Below are 23,218 nucleotides of genomic sequence, written 5' to 3'. Positions count from 1 at the left end.
ATTTCATAAACTTTTTCTAATCCACCCACAATAAGGCGTTTTAAATGAAGTTCAATTGCGATACGCATATATAATTCCATATCTAACGCATTATGATGCGTAATAAAAGGACGCGCAGAAGCTCCACCTGCAATTGCGTGCATCATAGGTGTTTCCACTTCAAGATAACCATTGTCATCTAAGTATCTTCTCATTTCACGAATGATTTTACTGCGAGTAACAAATGTTTCACGGCTTTCCATACTTGTAATTAAGTCTAAGTAGCGTTGACGGTAGCGTTGTTCAACATCTTTTAATCCATGATATTTATCCGGTAATGGACGAAGAGATTTCGTTAATAGCGTAAAGCCCGTTGCTTTCACCGAAAGTTCTCCAACGTTCGTTTTGAAAACTTTACCTTCAATACCTACTAAGTCACCTAAATCTGCCGTTTTAAATAATTCGTACTCTTCATCTCCAACAGCATCTTTACGAACGTAAATTTGAACTTGTCCATGTAAATCTTGAATATGTGCAAATCCAGCTTTTCCTTTACCGCGTTTTGTCATAATACGACCAGCGATAGAAACAGAGATTTCTTTCTCCTCTAATTCTTCTTTAGAGAACTCTCCATATAGGCTTAATAATTCATTTGTTGCATTTGTACGTTCAAAACGTTTACCGAACGGATCGATCCCTTGCTCACGTAAGTTATGTAGCTTTTCACGACGAACAAGCAATTGGTCGTTTAATTCTTCGTGGTTCATGTTATCCATGGTATTGATATCACTCCAGCTCTATTAATTTTTACAATATATACAGTATAGCATTTTCTACTCAACTAGAAAAACTGCCAGCAACTAACTGGCAGTTCTTCTTTCTTTCACGTAATTATAGGAAGTGTATAGAAGAATGTCAATCTTCCCTTCCTATTATTAACCAACGTGAATTGTTTGTTGTTTCGCTTCTACTTCTTCTACAAATGTACTTAATACATTTGCAAGGTCTTCACGCGTATTACAAGCATTGATACCATTACGTACAGTTGCATTACCACGAATGCCCTTTAAATACCAAGCTGCGTGCTTTCTCATCTCTCTTACAGCGACATTTTCATTCTTTAAATCGATCAGACGATCTAGATGCAACATACATACGTCAATTTTCTCACGTACTGTCGGTTCCGGCATTAATTCACCAGTCTCTAAATACTTTACCGTACGATAAATCATCCATGGATCTCCAAGGGCAGCGCGGCCAATCATAACACCATCTACACCAATTTCATCAAGCATACGCTTTGCATCTTGCGGCGTTGCGACATCGCCATTTCCGATAACCGGGATATTTACAGCTTGCTTTACTTGTTTAATAATATCCCAATCCGCTTTTCCTTCATACATTTGTACTCGTGTGCGCCCATGAACCGCTACCGCTTGTCCACCAGCACGCTCAACAGCTTTCGCATTCTCGATTGCGAAAATATGATCCTCATCCCAACCGATACGCATTTTTACTGTAACTGGTTTTTCTACAGCATCTACAACTGCCGCTACCATTTCATATATTTTATTTGGGTCTAAAAGCCACTTTGCTCCTGCATCACACTTAACGATTTTTGGTACTGGGCACCCCATATTAATATCAATGATGTCTGCTGTCGTATATTGATCTACGTATTTCGCAGCATCTACAAGAGTTTCTTTCTCGCCACCAAAAATTTGTAAACTTAATGGCTTTTCTCTCTCATCAATATATAACATATCTAATGTTCTTTTATTGTTCAGTAGTATCGCCTTATCACTTACCATTTCAGCACAAACTAGGCCTGCACCGAATTCTTTTACTGTCAAACGGAATGCAGAGTTACACACTCCCGCCATCGGTGCTAATACAACCGGATTTTTCATCTCAATATTTGCGATTTTTAACACTCGATTTACTCCTTCCTTCATGGTCACTTTGGCATTAGCTCATCTATCGAGACCTTTAATGCTTTAGCAACTTCCACTACAAAGTCTTGGGAAGGCGATCGATTCCCTCGCTCAACTTCACCTAAAACAGATACAGATACCCCTAATTCTTTTGCAAAACCTTCTTGCGTATAACCTTTTAGTTTTCGAAAAGCACGAATGCGTCTTCCCCATTTTTCTGCTTCCATACCGTTACTCCCTCTCGCCTTTTCATTTCTTCTACTTGTGAACGTGAAATGTTTTGTTTTATATCTTGATTAATCTCTAACAACGGAACGATAACAAAAGCTCTTTCGAACATCCGCGGATGCGGAACAATAAGATTCTCTGCTTCAATATTTTCTTGATTATATAGTAAAATGTCAAGGTCGATAGTCCTAGGTCCCCACCTAATTTCCCTTTTTCTTCCTAGATCATTTTCTACTTTTTGCGTTACTTTCAATAATTCTTGCGGTGATAAATTGGTAGAAATTTTTATAACTAAATTTAAAAAGCAACTTTGGTCAGTATAGCCAACCGGTTCCGTCTCATATACAGACGAAACATCCTCAACTTTGATATAAGGATTTTTATTCAGAAACTGAATCGCTTCAGTTAAATACGTATAACGCTCTCCAATATTTGAACCTAATGCAATGTAAGCTATATTATTCATGGACGTTCTCTCGTAATTTCTACCGCTACAGCACGATAATGTCCTGGTATCGGCGGATCTGGTTTAATTACCTTTATCGTACATCTTGAAATACTCTCATATTGTTTCAATATATCTGTAGCAATATTTTCAGCAATACTCTCTACAAGCTTATATGTTCTATCTTCTACAACTTTCCTACATAATTCGAAAAGCTCTCCATAATTAACAGAATGCTCTAAGTCATCACTTTCTCCTGCTTGTTTCAAATCCAATTCCACCGTTAAGTCCACTTTAAATCTCTGGCCCAATTTATTTTCCTCTGGGAATACACCATGATAACCGTAAAACTCCATATCATGAATATAAATTTTATCCAATTACTTTACCCCCTTACCAATCATCGCATCCATCATCTTAGCCATACGTGCCATTTCCTTCACATCATGAACACGAACAAACTCACAACCCTTTTCAATACCAAGACAAACGGTAGCTCCCGTCCCCTCAAGACGTTCTTCTACCGGTAAATCTAGCACATGCCCAATAAAGGACTTTCTTGAAGTCCCTAAGAGAACTGGATAACCTAGTACGTTTAACTGTTCTAAATTACGCATCGCTTCTAAATTTTGTTCAGGTGTTTTAGCAAAACCGATGCCTGGGTCTAAAATGATATTCTCATCTCGTACACCAGCATCTTTAGCAATTTTAATACTGTCATATAAATCAGCAACCATATCAGCCATTAAATTACGATAATTCATGTTATCGCGATTATGCATTAAGATAATAGGTACATCGTAATGAGCCGCAACTTCAGCGATTTTCGGTTCCGCCTTCGCTCCCCAAACATCATTAATAATATGAGCACCAGCTTCGATCGCTTGTTTTGCAACTTCCGCTTTATATGTGTCGATAGAAATAGGTAATTTCACCTCTTTTGAGACAGCCTGAATCATTGGAACAACTCGTTTTATTTCTTCTTCCACTGACACTTTAGCAAAGCCCGGACGAGTAGATTCGCCACCAATATCAATAATATGAGCACCTTCATCTCGCATTTCTTTCGCATGGCGCACTGCAGCATCTACCTCGTTGTAACTCCCACCATCAGAAAACGAATCTGGTGTTACATTTAAAATCCCCATAATTAACGTTTTTTCATTTAAGTTCAATGTATATTCGCCGCAGCGCAAATCATAATCCCACTTCAAACTACACATCTCCTCTTCGTAATTCATTTCTGCTCCACAATTTCTCTCTCTGCATTTCATAAAGGTTCATAAATCTTTTTGTAACCATACCTACTTTACCCGGGAAATCTCGTCCCTCTATACGATTAAGCGGAACAATTTCTTGAATCGAGTTTGTTACGAAGACTTCATCGGCTGAAAGTAATTCATCTTTTGTAAAGAAACCTTCTTTTACTTCTATACCAATCTCTTCAGCAACCTTTATAATAAACGCACGAGTGATACCATTTAAAATCCCTGTTTCAAGCGAAGGTGTATATAAAATATCACCTTTCACAAAAAAGAGATTCGAAACAATACCCTCTGCAACATAACCTACTTCAGTCAGGAAAATTCCTTCCTTATTCACACCATTTCCAATTTCACGTTTCCCCAAAATGTTATTTAAATAATGGTGAGACTTCAAGCGAGATGCACCCTCTGGTGTATTTCTCACTTGATTTAAGACAACCCCTTCTTTTTCCACTACATCTCCCGGGGCCGCTAAAGGTTTTATAAAAACAATAATAGACGGCTCTTCATACATTTCTGTTTGCAATCCAATTTCATCTATACCCGCCGATACATTAAAACGGACATACGCATGCTCTAATTTATTCTTAACGAGTAAATTCTTCAAAATAAGCATTACTTCATCTTTCGTCATCGACCATTTAATTTGCAACGTATCCAACGCATCTATTAAACGGTCATAATGATCATCCAATAAGAAAGGATGACCATTATAAATACGAAAAGTCTCAAAAACTCCAAGACCATATAAATAACCATGATCATAAGGAGAAATTCTCGCTTCACTCGATTCTACATACTGACCATTTACGTAAATTAACATGATGTCACACTTGGACTATATTTACGAATGAAATTCTGCAACAACTCTTTCCCGTGAGAAGTCATAATAGATTCCGGGTGGAACTGCACACTTTCAATCGGTAATGTTGTATGGCGGAGCGCCATAATTTCCCCTTCTTCTGTCCAAGACGTTACCTCTAAACAATCAGGTAACGTCTCTTTCTTAACAATAAGGGAATGATAGCGCGTCGCGGTAAACGGATTAGGGATATCCGAAAAAATCGTCTTCTCATCATGATGCATAAGCGATGTTTTCCCATGCATTAATCGCTCTGCACGGACAACCTCTCCACCAAACACTTGCGCAATAGATTGATGCCCAAGACAAACCCCAAAAATCGGAATCTTTCCAGCAAAGTATCGAATAACCTCCATACTAATCCCTGCCTCATTCGGACTACATGGACCTGGCGAAATCATTAAAAAGTCTGGTTTCATATTCTCAATATCTAAAATAGTCACTTCATCGTTACGTTTAACAACAAGATCTTGTCCAAGTTCTCCAAGAAACTGCACTAAATTAAATGTAAAAGAATCATAATTATCAATCATTAATATCATTTCTCTCACCTAACCGTTTCTTCGCTACGTTCTTTTGCACGCCATAAAGCAATCGCCTTTTTTAACGACTCTTTATATTCATTTTCCGGGTTTGAATCAATTACAATTCCCGCTCCTGCTTGTACATGCGCTTTTCCATCTTTAGCAAGAAGTGTCCTAATTACAATATTCAATTCTGTATCTCCAGAATAACCAATCCAACCGATTGAACCTGTATAAATCCCTCGGCGAACAGGTTCTAATTCTTCAATAATTTCCATCGTACGTATTTTCGGGGCGCCAGTAATTGTCCCCCCAGGGAACACAGCCTTCACTAAATCAAAAGCATCTTTATCTTTTTCCACCTCACCACGCACATTAGAAACAATATGCATAACGTGTGAGTATTTCTCAATTACCATAAATTCATCTACTTCTACAGTGCCATATTTACAAACACGCCCTAAATCATTTCGTTCTAAATCCACAAGCATGACGTGCTCTGCTCTTTCTTTTTCATTCTCAATTAATTCTCTTGCCAATTCTTCATCCTCTTGCTCATTCGCCCCTCTAGATCTCGTTCCAGCAATTGGTCTTGTACTTACTTCAGTTCCTTGTTTCTTAATTAACAACTCCGGCGATCCACTAACAATTTGAAAATCCCCAAGCTCCAAGTAACCCATATATGGAGATGGATTAATTTCACGAAGACTTGTATAAATTTCTAGCGGGTGTGTTTGTAACGTTCTTTCTTGTCTCGTCGACAAGTTTACTTGGAACACATCACCAGCCCCAATATATTCTTGAATACATTCAACTGCCTTCATAAAACCTTCTTCAGTAAAAGCAACTGCTTCACTTTTCTTTTCAGGGCATGCAAACGGTATAGTCACTTCCGGCGCTTCTGTCGCCCAAAGAACCTTCCACTCATGTAATCGCTCTTTTGCCTCTTCATGCTTATCTACATAATGTGTAATAATCCATAACACTTTTTCTTTTTGATCATACACAAACACATCATCAAATAATAAAAAGAATATGTCAGGTATATTAATATCATCCTCTGCAAGGGAAGGAAGTTTTTCAATATAACGGATGCAATCATAACTAAAGTAACCAATTGCACCACCTTGAAAAGGCGGGTATTCCGGATTATAATCCGTTTTCCATCGCTCCATATATTCCTGCATTAAATCTAATGGGTTTCCTTGCTTTATTGTTTCCTTACCACTTTCACTTATATGTAACGTTTCACCCTTCCCTCGGATTACCGCTACCGGGTTTAACCCCACAATGTTATAACGACCGCCACGCCCACTCTCTAACAAAATATGTTGCGGTTTATCCTTAGAAAGAAATTTATATTGCTTAAAGAAATCTAACTGATATGGAATAGAAAGCGCTAAAGATTTTCTTCGTTGCATATCAACACCCCGTCTTCTTTTATCCCACCCTCTTATTTTAACCACTTCAAACTACATTCGTTATGTATATAGAAGAGTTATACTCGAAGGCTAGTGAAAATAAATTAATTATACTACCTCTTATTTTACATGAAGTTTTCTAGTCATTCACTCTTTTCCTATTTCCAATCCAAAAAGAAAAAGCATCCTTTTTCAAGGATGCTTTTTCAATCACATGTAATTAAGACTCAAATTGATAAAGTGGTGTACTTAAATAACGTTCACCGTTACTTGGGATAATAACAAGTACCTTTTTCCCTTTACCTAACTTTTTCGCAATTTCTGTTGCTGCATAAATAACTGCTCCAGAAGAGATACCAACTAGAATACCTTCCTCTTTAGCCACTCTTCTTGCATATTCAAACGCTTGCTCCGTTTTCACTTGAACAATTTCATCATATACTTCTACATCCAATGTCTCTGGGATAAATCCAGCCCCAATTCCTTGGATTTTATGCGGGCCTGGTTTCCCACCAGATAATACTGGTGAATCCGCAGGTTCTACTGCATAAATTTTAATATCTTTATATGCTTCCTTCAGCACTTCACCAGCACCAGTAATCGTTCCACCCGTACCAATACCTGCAATAAACGCATCTAATTGGTCGCCCATTTGTTCAACAATTTCTGGACCTGTTGTTAAACGGTGAATTTCTGGATTCGATTGGTTTTTGAACTGTTGTGGTATAAAGTAACCATTCTCTTTTGCTAATTCAGTCGCTTTACGAATTGCTCCACCCATTCCTTCAGGCCCTGGAGTCAATACTAATTCCGCACCGTAAGCACGTAATAAATTACGACGTTCAATACTCATTGTTTCTGGCATTACTAAAATTGCCTTATATCCTTTAGCAGCCGCTACCATCGCTAAACCAATTCCAGTGTTACCACTTGTCGGTTCAATGATTGTATCGCCTTCTTTTAATAATCCTTTTTTCTCAGCATCTTCAATCATAGCTAATGCGATACGATCTTTAACGCTGCTCCCTGGATTCATAAATTCTAATTTTAAGTATATATCTGCGCTGTCTGATTCTACGATGCGGTTCAACTTAACGATCGGCGTTTTCCCGATTAATTCTGAAACTGATTGTGCCACTCGCATTCCTGTCACTCCTAACACCGAGTATTTTTATTGGTTTTATCTATATTTAGATTTTGTCAGAAAATTCCCTGTTTGTCAATGTATTTAGAGGACGAATTCCCTTATTACAAATTCTCAATTAAATTTGTAATATCTTCTTTAGAGAACTTGTATCGCTCATTACAGAAATGACAATGAACTTCTGTTTCTTCTTCTTCTTCACGAACTTGCTCTAACTCCGTTTTACCTAAACTAATTAACACACTCTCGATACGTTCGCGTGAGCATGTGCAATTAAATTGAACATCCATCGTTTCTAATACTTTTACCTTATCTTCTCCAAGGACTGCATACAGTAACTCTTCTGGAGAAAGCCCTTGTTCAATCAATGTTGATACAGGAGGAATCTTCTGTAAACGCTCTTCAATGAATGAAATTGTTTCTTCCTGTGCACCCGGCATAATTTGAAGGATAAATCCACCTGCTGCTAATATGCTATCATCTCCATTTACAAGGACACCAACACCTACTGAAGAAGGCGTCTGCTCAGAAACTGCAAAATAATACGTGAAGTCTTCTCCTAATTCTCCTGAAACAATTGGAGATTGACCAATAAACGGCTCACGCATACCAATATCTTTAATTACCGTTACAAACCCTTCAGTACCTACCGCTTGATATACACGTAATTTCCCTTGTTCTGTTCCTTCAAAGTCAACATGCGGATTCGTTACATAACCACGTACATCCCCATTTGCATGAGCATCTACTAAGATAGGACCAATCGGGCCATTACCTTCTACTTTAATCGTTAGCTTTTGGTCACCTTTTAACATTGCACCCATCATTGTACCTGCAGTTAAAGAACGACCAAGTGCCGCTGAAGCTGTTCTCCATGTATCATGACGTCTTTGCGCCTCACTTACCGTGTTTGTAGTACGTACACTATACGCACGCACTTCCCCATCAAATGCTAACGCTTTTACTAAATAATCTTTCATACTTATTTATTCACCTTTCTCATGCTGTAAATTTGCATTACGCTCGTATAACATATACAAACCTTTTAATGTTAAGAATGGATCTACAACATCAATTACATTCGATTCTTCTGAAATTAATTTCGCCAATCCACCTGTTGCAATAACTTTCGGTTCTTGTTTAGCTTCCTCTTTCATGCGCTTAACAATACCTTCCACTTGTCCTACATAACCATAAAGAATACCAGATTGCATCGCACTTACCGTATTCTTCCCAACTACACTGCTGGGTTTTGTAATTTCAATACGAGGAAGTTTTGCTGCTCTACTATATAAAGCCTCTGCTGAAATCATAATTCCCGGTGTAATAACTCCACCCATATAATGCTTTTCTTCGTTAATATAACAATATGTAGTAGCCGTACCAAAATCGACAATAATAAGCGGACTTCCATATAAGTGGATTCCTGCTACTGCATTTACGATTCGATCCGCACCTACTTCACGTGGATTTTCATATTTAATATTTAGCCCCGTTTTTATTCCAGGACCTACTACAAGCGGCTTAATTTTAAAATACTTTTCACACATGCGCTCTAAAGCAAACATAATTGGTGGTACGACTGAAGACACGATAATACCTTTCACATCTTCAAACGAAAGACCCTCATGCTCAAGCAACTGTTTTACAAGCATTCCATATTCATCTTCTGTCTTATGACGATCTGTTTCCATGCGCCAATGTTGACGAAGTTCCCCCTCTTCAAACACGCCCAGTACAGCATTTGTGTTCCCTACATCCAATACAAAAATCATATTCTCACCACTTATCTTATTTAATCTATATTTATGTAGTATGCATAAAACTTATAAAAACATCATATCACACATACTTATATAATCAGCTTTTCTATCCTCATCATTTTACAAAAAGATTACTCTCCATTTCAATTTTTAATACCAGATTTATTTAAATTCTTTTTCTACTTAGTTCCCTTCTACAAATAAAAAAGGAGTGACTATCGTCACTCCTTCATCTCTTACTTATCTTCTGATTCTTCATCGTCCTTCTTCATGTTGATGTTTACTTTCACATCAGCTGAAGATGTTGGACGTTCTGGCAATCTGCCATAATCACATAAATGATTAATTTGCTCTGCATCTAACGTTTCTACTTCAAGTAACGTTTTCGCAATAAGATCTAGTTTATCACGATTGTCAGTAAGAATTTGTTTTGCACGAGCATAACATTCTTTCATAATCGTTTGCATTTCCATATCGATTTCGTGTGCAATCGCATCACTATAGTTTTGTTCTGAATGGAAGTCTCTTCCTAAGAACACTTGACCACCTTGTGAGCTACCAAATTGCATTGGTCCAAGCTTATCACTCATACCAAATTCCGTAACCATACGTCTTGCAATACCAGTCGCACGTTGGAAGTCATTATGAGCACCTGTACTCACTTCACCAAATACAATTTCTTCAGCTACTCGACCACCAAGTAAACCAGTGATTTTATCAAGTAACTCTGGTTTTGTCATGAAGTAACGATCTTCTTTCGGAAGCATTACTGCATATCCACCAGCTTGACCACGAGGGACAATTGTTACTTTATGAACGACATCTGCTTCATCAAGAACAACACCAATTACAGTGTGGCCCGCTTCATGGAAAGCAACGATATTACGTTCTTTTTCAGAGATAACACGACTTTTCTTAGCCGGACCTGCAATAACACGATCCGTTGCTTCATCAATGTCACTCATATCAATTTTCTTCTTATCTTGACGCGCAGCTACTAAAGCAGCTTCGTTTAATAAGTTTTCAAGATCGGCACCAGAGAATCCCGGTGTACGAGTTGCAATTGCTCTTAAGTTGATATTCTCATCAAGCGGTTTATTACGAGCATGTACTTTCAGTACAGCTTCACGACCATTTACATCTGGACGATCTACTGTAATTTGACGGTCAAAACGACCTGGACGTAATAATGCTGGGTCAAGAATATCAGGACGGTTTGTCGCAGCGATGATAATAATACCTTCGTTTGCACCGAATCCATCCATTTCAACAAGCAATTGGTTTAACGTTTGCTCACGCTCATCATGGCCACCACCAAGACCTGCGCCACGTTGGCGTCCTACAGCATCAATTTCATCAATGAAAATGATACAAGGAGCATTTTTCTTTGCGTTTTCGAATAAATCACGTACACGTGATGCACCGACACCGACGAACATCTCTACGAAATCAGAACCACTGATAGAGAAGAACGGAACGCCTGCCTCACCTGCAACGGCACGTGCTAGTAAAGTTTTACCTGTACCTGGAGGTCCCACTAATAGAACACCCTTCGGAATACGGGCACCAACTTCAGCAAACTTACGAGGATCTTTCAAGAATTCAACTACCTCAACAAGCTCTTGTTTCTCTTCATCCGCTCCAGCAACATCTCTGAAACGAACTTTTTTCTTTTCGTCATTATATAACTTCGCCTTACTTTTCCCGAAGTTCATAACACGGCTACCGCCGCCTTGAGCTTGGTTTAATAAGAAGAAGAATAAAATGAAGATAATGACAAACGGAATGATAGAAGTAAAGAAGGTTACCCAAGCACTTGTTTCTTCTGCTGGTTGATACTTAACTTCAGCACCTTGCGCTTTATCATTAATTTTCTTTTGTAATTCCTCAGTATTTGGTGCATAAGTAACAAATTGTTCTCCCTGGCTAGAGTTATTAAATTGTCCTTTTACTTCAAACACACCATTTTTCGGTTGAAGTTGCACATTACGAACTTCACCTTTTTCTAGTTTAGTAATGAATTTATCGTAGCTAACTGATGTCGTTTTTTGTGTCGAACCATTAAAATAGCTCACGATTCCAATTACTACTAGGAATATCAGTAAATAAAAGATGGTATTACGGAAGATACGATTCATTCCTAACCTCCTCTCACGGCATAAACACTATAGTAAATCGTAACATAGAAAAACTTTCCTATACAATTGTGACGCCTGTATTTAATTAATTTGAGTAAACGCTTGGTTTTAATACTCCTACATAAGGAAGATTACGGTACTGCTCTTTATAATCTAATCCATATCCTACAACAAATTCATGCGGTACAGTAAATCCAACATAATCCGCTTTCAAATCTACCTTACGGCCTGTTGGTTTATCTAATAACGTAACAATTTTTACAGACTTCGCTTTACGATATTTAAATAGGTCTACTAAGTAACTTAGCGTAAGACCGCTATCAATAATATCTTCAACGATTAAAATATCGCGACCTTCTACAGAAGTATCAAGGTCTTTTAAAATTTTTACTTCGCCTGTTGAAACAGTTGAGTGACCGTAACTAGATACAGCCATAAAGTCCATTTCAAGATATGTATCTGTTCTCTTTAATAAATCTGCCATGAATGGCATTGCACCCTTTAGTACACCAATCGCAAGAGGTACTGTGTTTTTATAATCCTCTGCAATAATCGCGCCTAATTCGAGCACCTTTTCTTGTATTTGCTCTTCAGAAATTAATACTTTTTCGATATCTTGATTCATCATTTCATTATCCTCCCGGAAGACTCCTTGCTTTTGTAGTGAATAATCATATATTTATCCTTCTTTGCTCTCTCTTTCGAGATAGCAAATGCAGATCGCTTCAACAAGGGTAACCAAATAACATTCCCTCTTGCATCACAAACGACCGGCCATTCTTCTCTTTTTTCTCTTGGCACTTTCGCTTCGATAAAAATAGCTTTTATCTTTTTGGTGCCATTCATACCTTGTATTGACATGCGATCTCCATTTTCTCTAGACCGAATACGAAGCGGATATGATATATCATTATACTTAGCAACAAATACTGTTTCATTCATGTCACTTGGTATATCTTCGCTCACCTCTGTTACAAGTTTATCCCCGTTCGATAGCGTAATTGTCCCGGGAACTGATAAATCTTGTAAGAAAGGAGAAACAATTTCTTGTTTAAATCCAAAGCTACACTCCTCGTATGCGCGAACAATTTTCAAATCACCTGGGAAATCAAGTGAACCCGAAGGTTGTGTCCGCTTAAAAAACTCAATCACTTTGTCAATATGTATAGAGGAAAGAGAAGATGGAATCTTATATTCATAAAGATAGTTTAATATTAGTTGAATCCCTCTTCTTTGTAAAGGCATAGACATGGATTCAAAGGCAGGAATTGATATGCTAATTTGTTTATCACTTTTTTTTGTAATTACTTTATTCATTTTCTCAAAAGCTAATTCCTGCAAATACGCCTCATCCTCTTGCATCTGCATGCTAAATTTTTGGAATTTCTCATGCACTTGTGGGTTTTCTTCTTTCAAATGAGGAAGAACATATTTACGTAATCGATTCCTTGTATATACTTCCTTTTTATTACTTGGATCTATACGAGGAATTATTTTCAGCTTATTACAGTAATCAACAATTTCTTCCTTTGTTACTCCAAGTAACGGCCTAATTAAATATCCATTATGAAAAGGACGCTTCACTGCAATTCCTGCATATCCTTTCGGAGTACTCCCTCGTACAAGACGCATTAAAATCGTCTCTACTTGGTCATCACCATGATGTCCAAGGGCTACATATCTCGCATCATATTTCTTCATTATTCTTTCCAAAAATGCATATCTGCATTCTCTAGCAGCAACCTGTGCATTCATCCCGTATTGCTGTTGATATTGCGACACATTAATTCTTATTGTTTCGCAAATAACTCCCAGTCCTTTACAAAGGTCCTGCACAAACTGTAGGTCCTCATGAGATTCATCACCTCTAAACATGTGATCCACATGAGCCACTACAATTTCAAACTGTTTTGCTGCTCTTTTCTCTAACAAATAATATAGAAGAGCCAAAGAGTCAGGACCACCAGAAACCCCTACAACAATTGTTGAGCGTTCCTTTAATACATCATGCTGCTTTACAAAGTCATCTACCTTTTCAACAAATGTATCTTTCAACTTCGTAATCACCTTTCATTAAACAAGAACAGCAACGTTAGTTACCTTGTTTATAATGGTACAACTTTTACAAACATTGTGCAAAAAAAAGATATACAAAAATTACATTTTTATCTTACATCATCCGTACATATTCACAAAAATAATAACATTATCTTTTAAAGCAAAAAAACCTAGGTATTCACCTAGGTTTTTAGAAGGAAAAAGCGATAAAGGAACATCACACTTCAACTTTATTGTGCCTGCATTCCCACAATTGGAATGGTAGCCCACTTCGGCATATTTTTCTTCACTTTCGCCACCACAATAGTCATATCATCATTTATATAACCATCGCCAGAGCGAATCACCTCTTCCATGATGATATCAGCAATCTCTTGCGGATCTTCAGTTTGTAACTCTTTAATTTTCCGCTTCATCCATAACTCGTGATTCTCTACATGCTGCGCGCCCTCAAAAATCCCATCACTCATCATAATAAGAATATCACCTGTTTTTAATTGCTCACCCACTACATCAACTTCAACATCCTCGATAATCCCCATTGGTAAATTACTTGCTTCAATTTTCAAAATATTATTTGCACGTTTAACAAAACTCGGCGTTGATCCAATCTTTAAAAACTTCGCACTCGCATCCCGCAAATCTACCATAGCTAAGTCTAATGTCGTAAACATCTCTTCTGTTGTTCTTAAAGAGAGAATAGAGTTAATAGATTTAATTGCTATCTCCTCATCAATGCCTGACTGAAGTATTTTTTGTAATAATTTCACTGTTTCTTTACTCTCCATATGAGCTCTTTGTCCATTTCCCATGCCATCACTAATTGCAAGGGCATATTTCCCAACACTTAAATCCATCATCGCATAAGAATCACCCGAAACAAACCCACCGCCTTTCGCGGCTGTGGCCAAGCCGGTATCAAGGGAATACGTTTTTGCTGAACCAAATGATATTAAACTGTGGCCGTTCGGATAAGAAGATTTTTCTTCATGTTTCACAACAATATTTTCCTTTAGAATATCAGAAAGCATCGGTGCAACTAATTTTTCACACTCTCCGTGTTCATTAGATGCAACTGGAATCAACATTTCAATATCAATACTCCCTCTATCTAAACAATAAATATCAACATGCTCTACTTCTACACCAAAATCACGAAACGCTTGCAGAATCTGCTCTTCCTGTACTTGATGATTTTCTCGTTCTCTTTGTATCTCCTTAGCAAAATCCTCCATAACTTTTGATACACCTAATAGTTGCTCCGCTACTATTCTACGATTTTCTTTCATTTGTTTTCGTAATTTTTGTCCCTCATAGAAGTGATCTAATTCACCCGCTACTAAATCCGTCACTTTCTTGCCTCTTACGCAATGCTTGTCCCATTCACGAACTAACTTCCGATTATGCTGCAGAGTTCCTTCTTCCGTTTCACTCATTATTTGTTTCATATAATCATATGTTTTATCGAAATTAACTACCCAGCATTGGTCCTTTTTAAAGCATGTTTGACATGTTTTTGCAGTAATTGTACTTAAGAACAAATCTGCCTCCGTCTCTTTATCTTCCTCCTCCACATATCCATATACAGAAAAGCTATTAGATAAAGCAGCAAATACATTGGCAAATTGATTGATTTTATTCGCTGTAACATCACGCATTCTTCTTAAATATTGTTGTTGATCTTGCGAATGCTCCTGTGTGCCTGGCATAAATTTAGCAATACGATCCATAACAAGTTTCGGTGTTAATAAAAAGAAAGCAATCGCCACACCAGATTCAATTAAAGTTGTCACAATGTTTGTTTGCTTGTCTACATATAGCGTAATCAAGCTTGTCCCAATTAATAAACCTAAACTAACACCTAAGCGTTTTCCTTCTTTTAACAAACCACCAAGCAATCCAGAAAAAGCAAGCAGACTAAGTTGGGACAAACTAGAGACATTTGCTAAGCTTAATATTAACCCAGTGACGACCCCTACTGTAGATCCTGTAGCCGCTCCTGCGATAAACGCAAACACAAGCACTAAATACCTAGTAAAAATATGTTGAATAGAAGCGTCATATATGAACCAATCTGTTGTACCAGTTAAAACAGATGCTAGTAATATAATTAAACAAACAATTTCTTCTGTCTCTAACGCTTGTTGTTTCCCTTTTCTTTCTACTAAAAGCGGGACACTTTGTAAAAATATCATAGTTAATACAAAGCTAAGCCCTGCCTCAATCGTACTAACGAGTAAATCGTACATGGTAACAGTTTGTTGTGCAAAATATACGACAACTAAATGTGCAGTTAATGCGGAGATAAATACTTGGAATGGTACAAGTCCAACAGTTTTACGTGTAAACCGACTAAAGAAGATATTATAAATGAAGAAAGTAAAAATAGATGCAAAGGTAAAGAATAAATTATCTATCGAAACTGAAAGTGCGCCCCCCATTAGGGCCAAGAATGCGAGCGGCATTTTATCCCGCTTCATAACATAAACAGCAGCAAAAAACGGTAGTGCAAACGGTAAAATGTTTGTTAATATATATGCTCGTCCCAAAAGAAAACCAATAACAACAATAATGAATCCCCATCTAAAGAAAACTTGCTCAAACTTCATTCGCAACTTACTCGTCCACTTTACTCCTCCAAGCTGACCTTCATTCATTGCCAATGCACTTGTATTCATAGTATTCCTTCCTGCTTTAGGCATATTTTTAACACCACCTGCATAGTTTAATTACTGTCATTATAAAAGATGATTATTGGGATTTTTGTCAAAACAACAGTTTTCACTTTTATAATCGTTCGACTTTTTATTCGAAATAACTCTACATATATACACAGTATGTATTTTATTTTTAATATTTTAATCGAACATTCAGAAAATATAGGGTGATTTTGTAGAAGTGTTGTATGTCTTAATTTATTTAACAAAAAAAAGATCATGCGCATTTGCATAATCTTTTTAGATGACCCGTACGGGATTCGAACCCGTGTTACCGCCGTGAAAGGGCGGTGTCTTAACCACTTGACCAACGGGCCGTTAAATTAAATATAGCGGCGGAGGGGATCGAACCCCCGACCTCACGGGTATGAACCGTACGCTCTAGCCAGCTGAGCTACACCGCCATGTCGTCTTATTTAACGGACAATTAGTATCTTACCTCAGATATAATTTAAAGTCAACACATCTTGAAAACTTTTTTAAAAATATATTTTCACATATAAAAAAGCACCCTGAGCAATCGCCCTGGGCACCTCTCTATATTCTAAGAATTAAACGTTCTTATTATCCGCGACGTGCGCCACGGCCACCACGTTTAGATTCAGTGTTACGCTTTAAAGAAGTTAAACGATCTTCACTATCCTTTAAGAAACGTGCCATCTTTTGCTCGAATGTTTCTTTTGGAGCACGGTCGTTACCGCCACCACGGTTATCTCTGTTGAAAGAACGATTACGTTGTGGACGTCCAGAACGTTGTTGATCACCACCGCGTTGGTATTCACCACGTGGACGATCTCCTTCTGTTTTTTCACGCTCTTTCGCTTTTTTAATAGATAGACCAATCTTACCATCTTTTTCAACGTTAATAACTTTTACTTCTACTTGGTCGCCCACTTTTAAGTGATCGTTAATATCTTTCACATAATTATCAGCAACTTCACTAATATGAACAAGACCCGTTAAGCCTTCTGGCAGCTCCACAAAAGCCCCAAAATTTGTAATACCTGTTACTTTACCCTGTAACTTGCTGCCTACCTCGATTGACATAAAAAAAATGCTCCTCCTTAGTGGTTAAAAAGTCAAATTTTACTTTATTATATATAATCCTAAAATATAGTGTCAATAAGACATACTCTACTTAGAAACAGGAAAAATTATCTCCCCTTTTCCAGAGAAGAAATAATCCCTTCTAGCAATCTTTAATACGTACTCTTCATCATTTAACTTTTGAACTTCGTCTTTTAGACTCTTTTCTTTGTTCGTTAATGAATCCAGTTCTTTTTTCATGTCCTTAACTTTTGCTTCTTTTGCTTTAATGGAACTGTTTTGTTGATAAAACGTTACACTAATACTCGCAATAATTGTAAAAGCAAAGACAAGAAAAACCGCTAAACGGCGATAAAGTCGCTTCCTGTTCTCATCCGTTTGTATTATATGCTCTTTAACAGGATTTGGACTCTGTTTTTCGATTGTTCTTTGTCTCAGTTCCCTCATTTCCGAGGTCCCCCTAACTTCTTTTTTATACGCTCCCACAATTGGAAGATATGTCCCTTCAATTTTGCTATATATTGCAGGAACCCTACATGCTTCATTATAAAAAGTTTAACACGATTAGGGAGAAGTTTCCATATGAGCGAAGCAATAAATCGAACAGGCCAGAAAAAAACTTTCCATATGAAAAGTAATATCCAAATCACCATTTTCCATAACACATGTCCAATTGAAAGCAGTATACGAAATAAGAATAATATAAATGCAATAAATAGCTGCGCTATAATAATAACAGGTTTTATCATGAGTAGCTGTATAATTTGAACAAAAAAGTGTGTTGTTTGCACAAAAATATAGATGAGAAAATTTAACAGTCTCATGTATATTGCTTTCAACATGCTTTGATATGCCGCAAAACCACATAATAATGCTAAAAATACATATATACGTAGTTCAGCTTCATTTACAAGAAGTAATACGTAAAAAACGAATAATGCTTGGACAATCCAAAATAGTATATCATGTATAAATACAATCCAACGCTTACGTTCTTGACGTTTTAAAAATCGTTGGTATGTATCTAAAGACGCTCCAATCCAAGCACCCATTCCGATCATTGAGAGCATCGTATACAACTGAATTGTTAGACTCATTTAAACAACTTACTAAAGAAGCCTTTAGTTTTCTCCCCTTGATTCTCATCAATATACAGCATCTCATGAACTTTCCCTTTAATCGATACAACACCTTTTTCTACATCTAAATTTTTCATTTGCAAATTTTGACCGCGAATTGTTAAAAAGCCCATTACAGTCTCAAGTAAAAACTCTTCGCTATCAAAACTCTCTACCTGCTTTACACCGGTAATATCAATTACACGTCTGCCACGCATAACAATATCATGCTCTACAGAAACATTTTGTTGATTAGAAGACATAGGTGAGTAACCATTATTCACGTAAATCCCCCCATACATTTATACTAGCTAATAGTAATGTATGAAGGGATAATCGATTTTAGAACAAGCCTTCTTCGGCCTTTACTTTTTCTTCACGAACTAAGCTATACATATTTGCTGCATCTTCTTTTTTAGTCGTTTCTTTCAATTCATTTATTTTTACAGTTACTATTTTTTGACCAAAACGAATTGTTAATTCATCAGCTACTTTTACATCTGAACTTGCTTTTGCCACTTGACCATTAATGGATATTCTTCCTTGATCAGCTACTTCTTTCGCCAATGTTCTTCTTTTAATTAAACGTGATACTTTTAAAAACTTATCTAGACGCATATTAAATCCCCCTATTAACGCTCTGTTTGTTTTGCCTCTTCCCAGAAAACATCTAACTGCTCTAATGATAAATCTTGCATCTCTTTCTTCATTTCAGCTACCTTTGCTTCCATGTATAAAAAACGACTGACGAATTTCTCATTTGTTGAACGTAACGCTTCTTCTGGATCTATTTTATAATGACGAGCTATATTAACAAACGCAAATAGTAAATCGCCAAATTCACTTAACATCTTCGCCTCATCCATGTTTGTAACTTCTTGTTGGAACTCTTGCCATTCTTCTAAGGCTTTCTCTATCATCGGCTGTACATCAACCCAATCGAAACCAACCTTACCAGCTTTTTTCTGGATTTCATAAGCGCGTAGTAACTGCGGCAAACTTTTTGGAACTCCATTTAAAACAGATTCTTTTACAAACCCTTTTTCTTGTTTTTTAATTTCTTCCCAATTGGCAATTACTTCATCGGCATTATTTACATCCGTATTCCCAAATACATGCGGATGACGACGAACCATTTTCTCAGATAAAGTTCGAATAATATCATCTATAGAGAACCAACCTTCGTCCTCTCCGATTTGGGCATGAAGCATAACTTGTAATAATACATCACCCAGTTCTTCTACTAAGTGATCATCATCCTCTTCATCAATTGCTTCTAATACTTCATAAGCTTCCTCAATTAAATATTTCTTTAAAGATTGATGTGTTTGCTTTTTATCCCATGGACAGCCATTCGGGCCACGAAGATCTGCAATAATTTCTCTAAGCACATCAAACTGTTGATACAAGGATGCACGTTCCTGAACTGGTGGTATGTACACACTCGTTAAATTATTCAACTCCGTTTCATGATCTAACATGTACAACGGCACCTTTTTCACTTGCTCAAATGAAGTCCCTGCAGCTGTTACGATATACACTTCATAATCATCTGGCAGCATCTCCATTAATGTTAATTTCACATCTGATGCAACGAATGCGTCATATACTTGGCAAAAGATTAAGTGTTGACGTAATTCTAATTGTCCTCTTTCAAATGATGTAGCGTCAATTAATTGGAATCCTTCAATCGGATCAATCTTAAGACTTGCAAACATAGGATCAAGGAAACTTTGCCCACCTTCAATTCGCACTTCAATATTCGCTACTTCACTTTTTTCCAATAGTAGCTGAACCGTTCTTTCCGCTACAAGTGGATGCCCTGGAACAGCATAGATGATTTCTGCACCTTCAGCTTGTTTTAGCAATGTATTCGCAATTGTTTCATATACAATTTCAAATGTATCATGTGCTTCATATACATTGTCAAAAGCAGTATATCGTATACCTTCTTTCTCCAACTCTTCTATAACGGGATGTTCCTTCGTTCTAACAAACATGTGATCTGCTTCTTTTATTTTTCTATATACACCCATCGTTAACTGATCTAATTCACCAGCACCTAATCCTAAAATAGTAATGATTCCACTCACAACCTGTCACCTCTATCCACTCTTCTTCAATGAACCTTCTTTTTTCTCTTTTTTCATAACGGTTCCTATTTCTGCTTTTGTAAATACACGTAATTTTAAAATGAAAAACATATATGCCAATCCGCCGATGGCTACACCTAACAACGCCTCAAGTGTTGCAACACCTCTATGACTTGTATCCATTACTAATCCAGACATTTGCAATACACGCATAAACATTATTAGTACAAATCCCATACCGATACCACTAATAACTATACCTAACATATTCCGTTTGTCGATAAGCGATTCGGATACAGCTCGCATAAGTAATACACTATTTAGTATAGAAATTACAATTAACGCAACTAGCGTCGCAATTGCAGCTCCCTTCACACTAAAATATGGCATTAATATATAATTTAAAGCTAACTTTAAACAACCGCCACATATAACAAATATTGCTGGTTTTAATGTTTGTCCTAACCCTTGCAAAATAGAAGCAGTTGTAATCGACAATGAACTAAATAAAATAGATAAAGATAAAATAGATAAAACATCTGACCCATCACTATTTTCAAACAACATAATATTCGTAGGTTGGATAATACAAGTTAATCCAATGGCTGCTGCAAATCCGATAACAAATGTTATTTTCATCGCTAACCTTACCTTTTCTCGAATAAAGGTAAGATCCCCTCTTTCCTTCGCTGCTGTAATAATTGGAATAAGCGACAACGAGAAGGAAGTTGTCACGACAGTACCCAATTGCATAAGCGGGATACTTCTGTCATAAACACCTTTTAACACCTTTGCACTTTCAACTGGCTCTCCCGCTCCAATAAGTAGAGAATAGAAAGAAATAGAATCAGCCATTTGTATAAAAATAAGCACTAAGTTACTAACACAAATCGCTAACCCCTGCCAAAACAGGATTTTTATAATCTTCTTTTTCCCTTTAATCCTCTTTACACTTTTGAAGAATATAGAACGAAAGTCATGACGCATATAAAGTATAAGTACGATAATCCCAATCAATCCACCTGCGATTGAACCGAGCATAGCACCTGCACCAACTGTATATAAATCAAATTCGTGAGCAATTAGGAATAGAGATAAAAATACAATAATAGAAACACGAATCGTTTGTTCTATCACTTGCGAAACAGCTGTTGGCATCATATTATTGAATCCCTGGAAATATCCTCTTGCTACAGATAAAAACGGCATCAATATGAATGAAAAGGAAATAACGCGTAATAGCTTATCTAAGTGTATATCGCCCATAGCTATCGCAATTGCTTCGGCACCAAAGAACAATGTAAAAAATCCTATGAAACCAATCCCTAATAAAAACCAAAAAGATACACAAATAATTTCCTCTGCTTCTTGTTTTTTCCCTCGCTCTAATCGTTCCGCAACCATTTTTGAAATTATAATAGGGAACCCATAAGTAGCTAAAATTAAACAAAATCCATAAAATGGATAAATTTGTTGGTAAATATAAAAACCAACGTCACCCGCTATATTTTGATATGGAATACGGTAAAAGGCGCTTAATACCTTTGTAACAAAACTTGCGATTGTTAATATAATAGCCCCACGCCAAAAGGCTTGATACTTCTTCGATTCCATGCAAGAAAACTCCTTTTTCTATTCTCACCCCTCGTATTATATCATAAAGAAAAGGACAAGCTTCCTTACCTACACAAGTAAGAATACGTTCGTGCAACGTTAGAAATATTCAATGAAAAAAGGTAGCAAAGCGCTACCTTCATTCAATATACATATATCTCCAAATAATTGATTTCTCAAGAAGAAATATCATAATTAGGAAAGATTGCTACTTCTAAAATCATACACCTTTACTGTTCCATTTGTTTTGCTAAGAAACTGGCAGCAGTATTGACCGCCTTGTGTTCTATTTCGCTTATAATCGCTTCTTTTGAAAAAATAATGACAGCCCCAATTGGGTCTCCATTTGCAACAATCGGCCCAACTGTATAAGAATGAACCTTTTCTGTTACACCATCAATAATGGAAATATCACTTTCGTCCGTCATAATAACAGACTTTCTTTCTTCCATCGTTTTTTCAATTAAATCGCCAACACTTTTATTTAAGTATTCTTTTTTTGATACACCTGATACTGCGATAATAGAATCTCGATCACATACAAGCACATTATGTCCTAAGCTATCATATAAAGCATCTGCATATTCTTTTGCAAAATCACCTAGCTCGCTAATTGGAGAATATTTCTTTAAAATTACTTCTCCATCGCGATCTACAAATATTTCTAGTGGGTCCCCTTCTCGAATACGTAAAGTTCTACGAATTTCCTTCGGGATTACTACCCTACCTAAATCATCAATTCGACGTACGATTCCAGTTGCTTTCATTCTAATGCTGCCTCACTTTCTACTGATGATCAAAGTGGTGAATTTACCTGTTCATGTAAAAATCACCAACTGTTAGACATAGTATTTTACACATTAGTTCT

The 23,218-nt window shown here is 36.9% G+C and carries 24 protein-coding genes and 2 tRNA genes (1 of these 26 running past the window's edge); all 26 read right to left on the bottom strand.

Annotated features, from left to right (window positions below; all coding sequences use genetic code 11):
• On the bottom strand, positions 1-755 hold the 5' portion of the coding sequence (gene lysS, locus BGI23_RS00440; RefSeq protein ID WP_000369678.1) for a lysine--tRNA ligase. The gene continues 745 nt to the left of window position 1, outside the view; only the first 755 of its 1,500 coding nucleotides appear in the window; its start codon is at positions 753-755; its stop codon lies off the left edge, out of view.
• 159 nt (positions 756-914) lie between these two features.
• Positions 915-1,913: a tRNA dihydrouridine synthase DusB gene (gene dusB / locus BGI23_RS00435; RefSeq protein ID WP_000912260.1), complete on the bottom strand. Its 999-nt coding sequence runs from the start codon at positions 1,911-1,913 to the stop codon at positions 915-917.
• Between the two features lie 23 nt (positions 1,914-1,936).
• Positions 1,937-2,140, bottom strand: a complete 204-nt coding sequence (locus BGI23_RS00430) for a helix-turn-helix domain-containing protein (protein ID WP_000387027.1) — start codon at positions 2,138-2,140, stop codon at positions 1,937-1,939.
• Entirely contained in the window at positions 2,092-2,607 is a 516-nt protein-coding gene (gene folK, locus BGI23_RS00425) for a 2-amino-4-hydroxy-6-hydroxymethyldihydropteridine diphosphokinase (protein ID WP_001059445.1), read from the bottom strand. Before folK ends, BGI23_RS00430 begins: the two co-directional genes overlap by 49 nt.
• A complete protein-coding gene (gene folB, locus BGI23_RS00420) occupies positions 2,604-2,966 on the bottom strand; it encodes a dihydroneopterin aldolase (protein WP_000358059.1) in 363 nt (120 codons plus the stop codon). Before folB ends, folK begins: the two co-directional genes overlap by 4 nt.
• The gene (gene folP, locus BGI23_RS00415) at positions 2,967-3,827 is read right to left on the bottom strand and encodes a dihydropteroate synthase (RefSeq protein WP_002081846.1); all 861 of its coding nucleotides are present in this window, start codon (positions 3,825-3,827) and stop codon (positions 2,967-2,969) included. It abuts the gene before it with no gap.
• Complete coding sequence (gene pabC, locus BGI23_RS00410) at positions 3,802-4,674, bottom strand: aminodeoxychorismate lyase (protein WP_000909886.1); 873 nt, start codon at positions 4,672-4,674, stop codon at positions 3,802-3,804. Before pabC ends, folP begins: the two co-directional genes overlap by 26 nt.
• Positions 4,668-5,255, bottom strand: a complete 588-nt coding sequence (gene pabA, locus BGI23_RS00405; protein WP_070805069.1) for an aminodeoxychorismate/anthranilate synthase component II — start codon at positions 5,253-5,255, stop codon at positions 4,668-4,670. The genes pabC and pabA overlap by 7 nt, the downstream gene beginning before the upstream one ends.
• Positions 5,256-5,260: 5 nt before the next feature.
• Positions 5,261-6,658, bottom strand: coding sequence for an aminodeoxychorismate synthase component I (gene pabB / locus BGI23_RS00400; protein ID WP_070805068.1), 1,398 nt, complete (start codon positions 6,656-6,658; stop codon positions 5,261-5,263).
• A 220-nt stretch (positions 6,659-6,878) separates the two neighbouring features.
• A complete protein-coding gene (gene cysK / locus BGI23_RS00395) occupies positions 6,879-7,802 on the bottom strand; it encodes a cysteine synthase A (protein WP_001261701.1) in 924 nt (307 codons plus the stop codon).
• 104 nt (positions 7,803-7,906) lie between these two features.
• Positions 7,907-8,782, bottom strand: a complete 876-nt coding sequence (gene hslO, locus BGI23_RS00390) for a redox-regulated molecular chaperone HslO (RefSeq protein WP_000656366.1) — start codon at positions 8,780-8,782, stop codon at positions 7,907-7,909.
• A 6-nt stretch (positions 8,783-8,788) separates the two neighbouring features.
• A complete protein-coding gene (locus BGI23_RS00385; RefSeq protein WP_000578367.1) occupies positions 8,789-9,577 on the bottom strand; it encodes a type III pantothenate kinase in 789 nt (262 codons plus the stop codon).
• 224 nt (positions 9,578-9,801) lie between these two features.
• Complete coding sequence (gene ftsH / locus BGI23_RS00380) at positions 9,802-11,703, bottom strand: ATP-dependent zinc metalloprotease FtsH (protein ID WP_001079659.1); 1,902 nt, start codon at positions 11,701-11,703, stop codon at positions 9,802-9,804.
• An 85-nt stretch (positions 11,704-11,788) separates the two neighbouring features.
• The gene (hpt, locus tag BGI23_RS00375) at positions 11,789-12,331 is read right to left on the bottom strand and encodes a hypoxanthine phosphoribosyltransferase (protein ID WP_000981838.1); all 543 of its coding nucleotides are present in this window, start codon (positions 12,329-12,331) and stop codon (positions 11,789-11,791) included.
• Positions 12,328-13,758 (bottom strand): tRNA lysidine(34) synthetase TilS, encoded by a 1,431-nt coding sequence (tilS, locus tag BGI23_RS00370; RefSeq protein ID WP_000655446.1) that lies wholly within the window; start codon positions 13,756-13,758, stop codon positions 12,328-12,330. The genes hpt and tilS overlap by 4 nt, the downstream gene beginning before the upstream one ends.
• Positions 13,759-13,991: 233 nt before the next feature.
• A complete protein-coding gene (gene spoIIE, locus BGI23_RS00365) occupies positions 13,992-16,463 on the bottom strand; it encodes a stage II sporulation protein E (protein ID WP_001123530.1) in 2,472 nt (823 codons plus the stop codon).
• Between the two features lie 260 nt (positions 16,464-16,723).
• A tRNA-Glu gene (locus tag BGI23_RS00360) sits at positions 16,724-16,795 on the bottom strand.
• Positions 16,796-16,808: 13 nt separating this feature from the next.
• A tRNA-Met gene (locus tag BGI23_RS00355) sits at positions 16,809-16,882 on the bottom strand.
• Positions 16,883-17,042: 160 nt separating this feature from the next.
• On the bottom strand, positions 17,043-17,525 hold the full coding sequence (locus tag BGI23_RS00350) for a S1 domain-containing RNA-binding protein (protein WP_000021452.1): 483 nt from the start codon (positions 17,523-17,525) through the stop codon (positions 17,043-17,045).
• Between the two features lie 87 nt (positions 17,526-17,612).
• Positions 17,613-17,972: a cell division protein DivIC gene (gene divIC, locus BGI23_RS00345; protein WP_001208736.1), complete on the bottom strand. Its 360-nt coding sequence runs from the start codon at positions 17,970-17,972 to the stop codon at positions 17,613-17,615.
• On the bottom strand, positions 17,969-18,622 hold the full coding sequence (yabQ, locus tag BGI23_RS00340) for a spore cortex biosynthesis protein YabQ (RefSeq protein ID WP_000059762.1): 654 nt from the start codon (positions 18,620-18,622) through the stop codon (positions 17,969-17,971). The genes divIC and yabQ overlap by 4 nt, the downstream gene beginning before the upstream one ends.
• Positions 18,619-18,927: a sporulation protein YabP gene (gene yabP, locus BGI23_RS00335; protein WP_001059102.1), complete on the bottom strand. Its 309-nt coding sequence runs from the start codon at positions 18,925-18,927 to the stop codon at positions 18,619-18,621. Before yabP ends, yabQ begins: the two co-directional genes overlap by 4 nt.
• Positions 18,928-18,985: 58 nt before the next feature.
• Positions 18,986-19,261, bottom strand: coding sequence for an RNA-binding S4 domain-containing protein (locus BGI23_RS00330; protein WP_001234876.1), 276 nt, complete (start codon positions 19,259-19,261; stop codon positions 18,986-18,988).
• Between the two features lie 14 nt (positions 19,262-19,275).
• Positions 19,276-20,736, bottom strand: coding sequence for a bifunctional methyltransferase/pyrophosphohydrolase YabN (gene yabN / locus BGI23_RS00325; protein WP_000014267.1), 1,461 nt, complete (start codon positions 20,734-20,736; stop codon positions 19,276-19,278).
• A 12-nt stretch (positions 20,737-20,748) separates the two neighbouring features.
• Positions 20,749-22,350 carry a putative polysaccharide biosynthesis protein gene (locus BGI23_RS00320; RefSeq protein WP_000444155.1) on the bottom strand — a complete coding sequence of 534 codons (1,602 nt, stop codon included), beginning with the start codon at positions 22,348-22,350 and terminating at the stop codon, positions 20,749-20,751.
• A 230-nt stretch (positions 22,351-22,580) separates the two neighbouring features.
• Entirely contained in the window at positions 22,581-23,117 is a 537-nt protein-coding gene (gene spoVT, locus BGI23_RS00315) for a stage V sporulation protein T (protein ID WP_000648302.1), read from the bottom strand.
• Positions 23,118-23,218: the final 101 nt, after the last annotated feature.

Source organism: Bacillus sp. ABP14, assembly GCF_001831375.1.
GTDB lineage: Bacteria > Bacillota > Bacilli > Bacillales > Bacillaceae_G > Bacillus_A > Bacillus_A paranthracis.
This window is presented reverse-complemented; position numbering and strand designations above follow the sequence as displayed.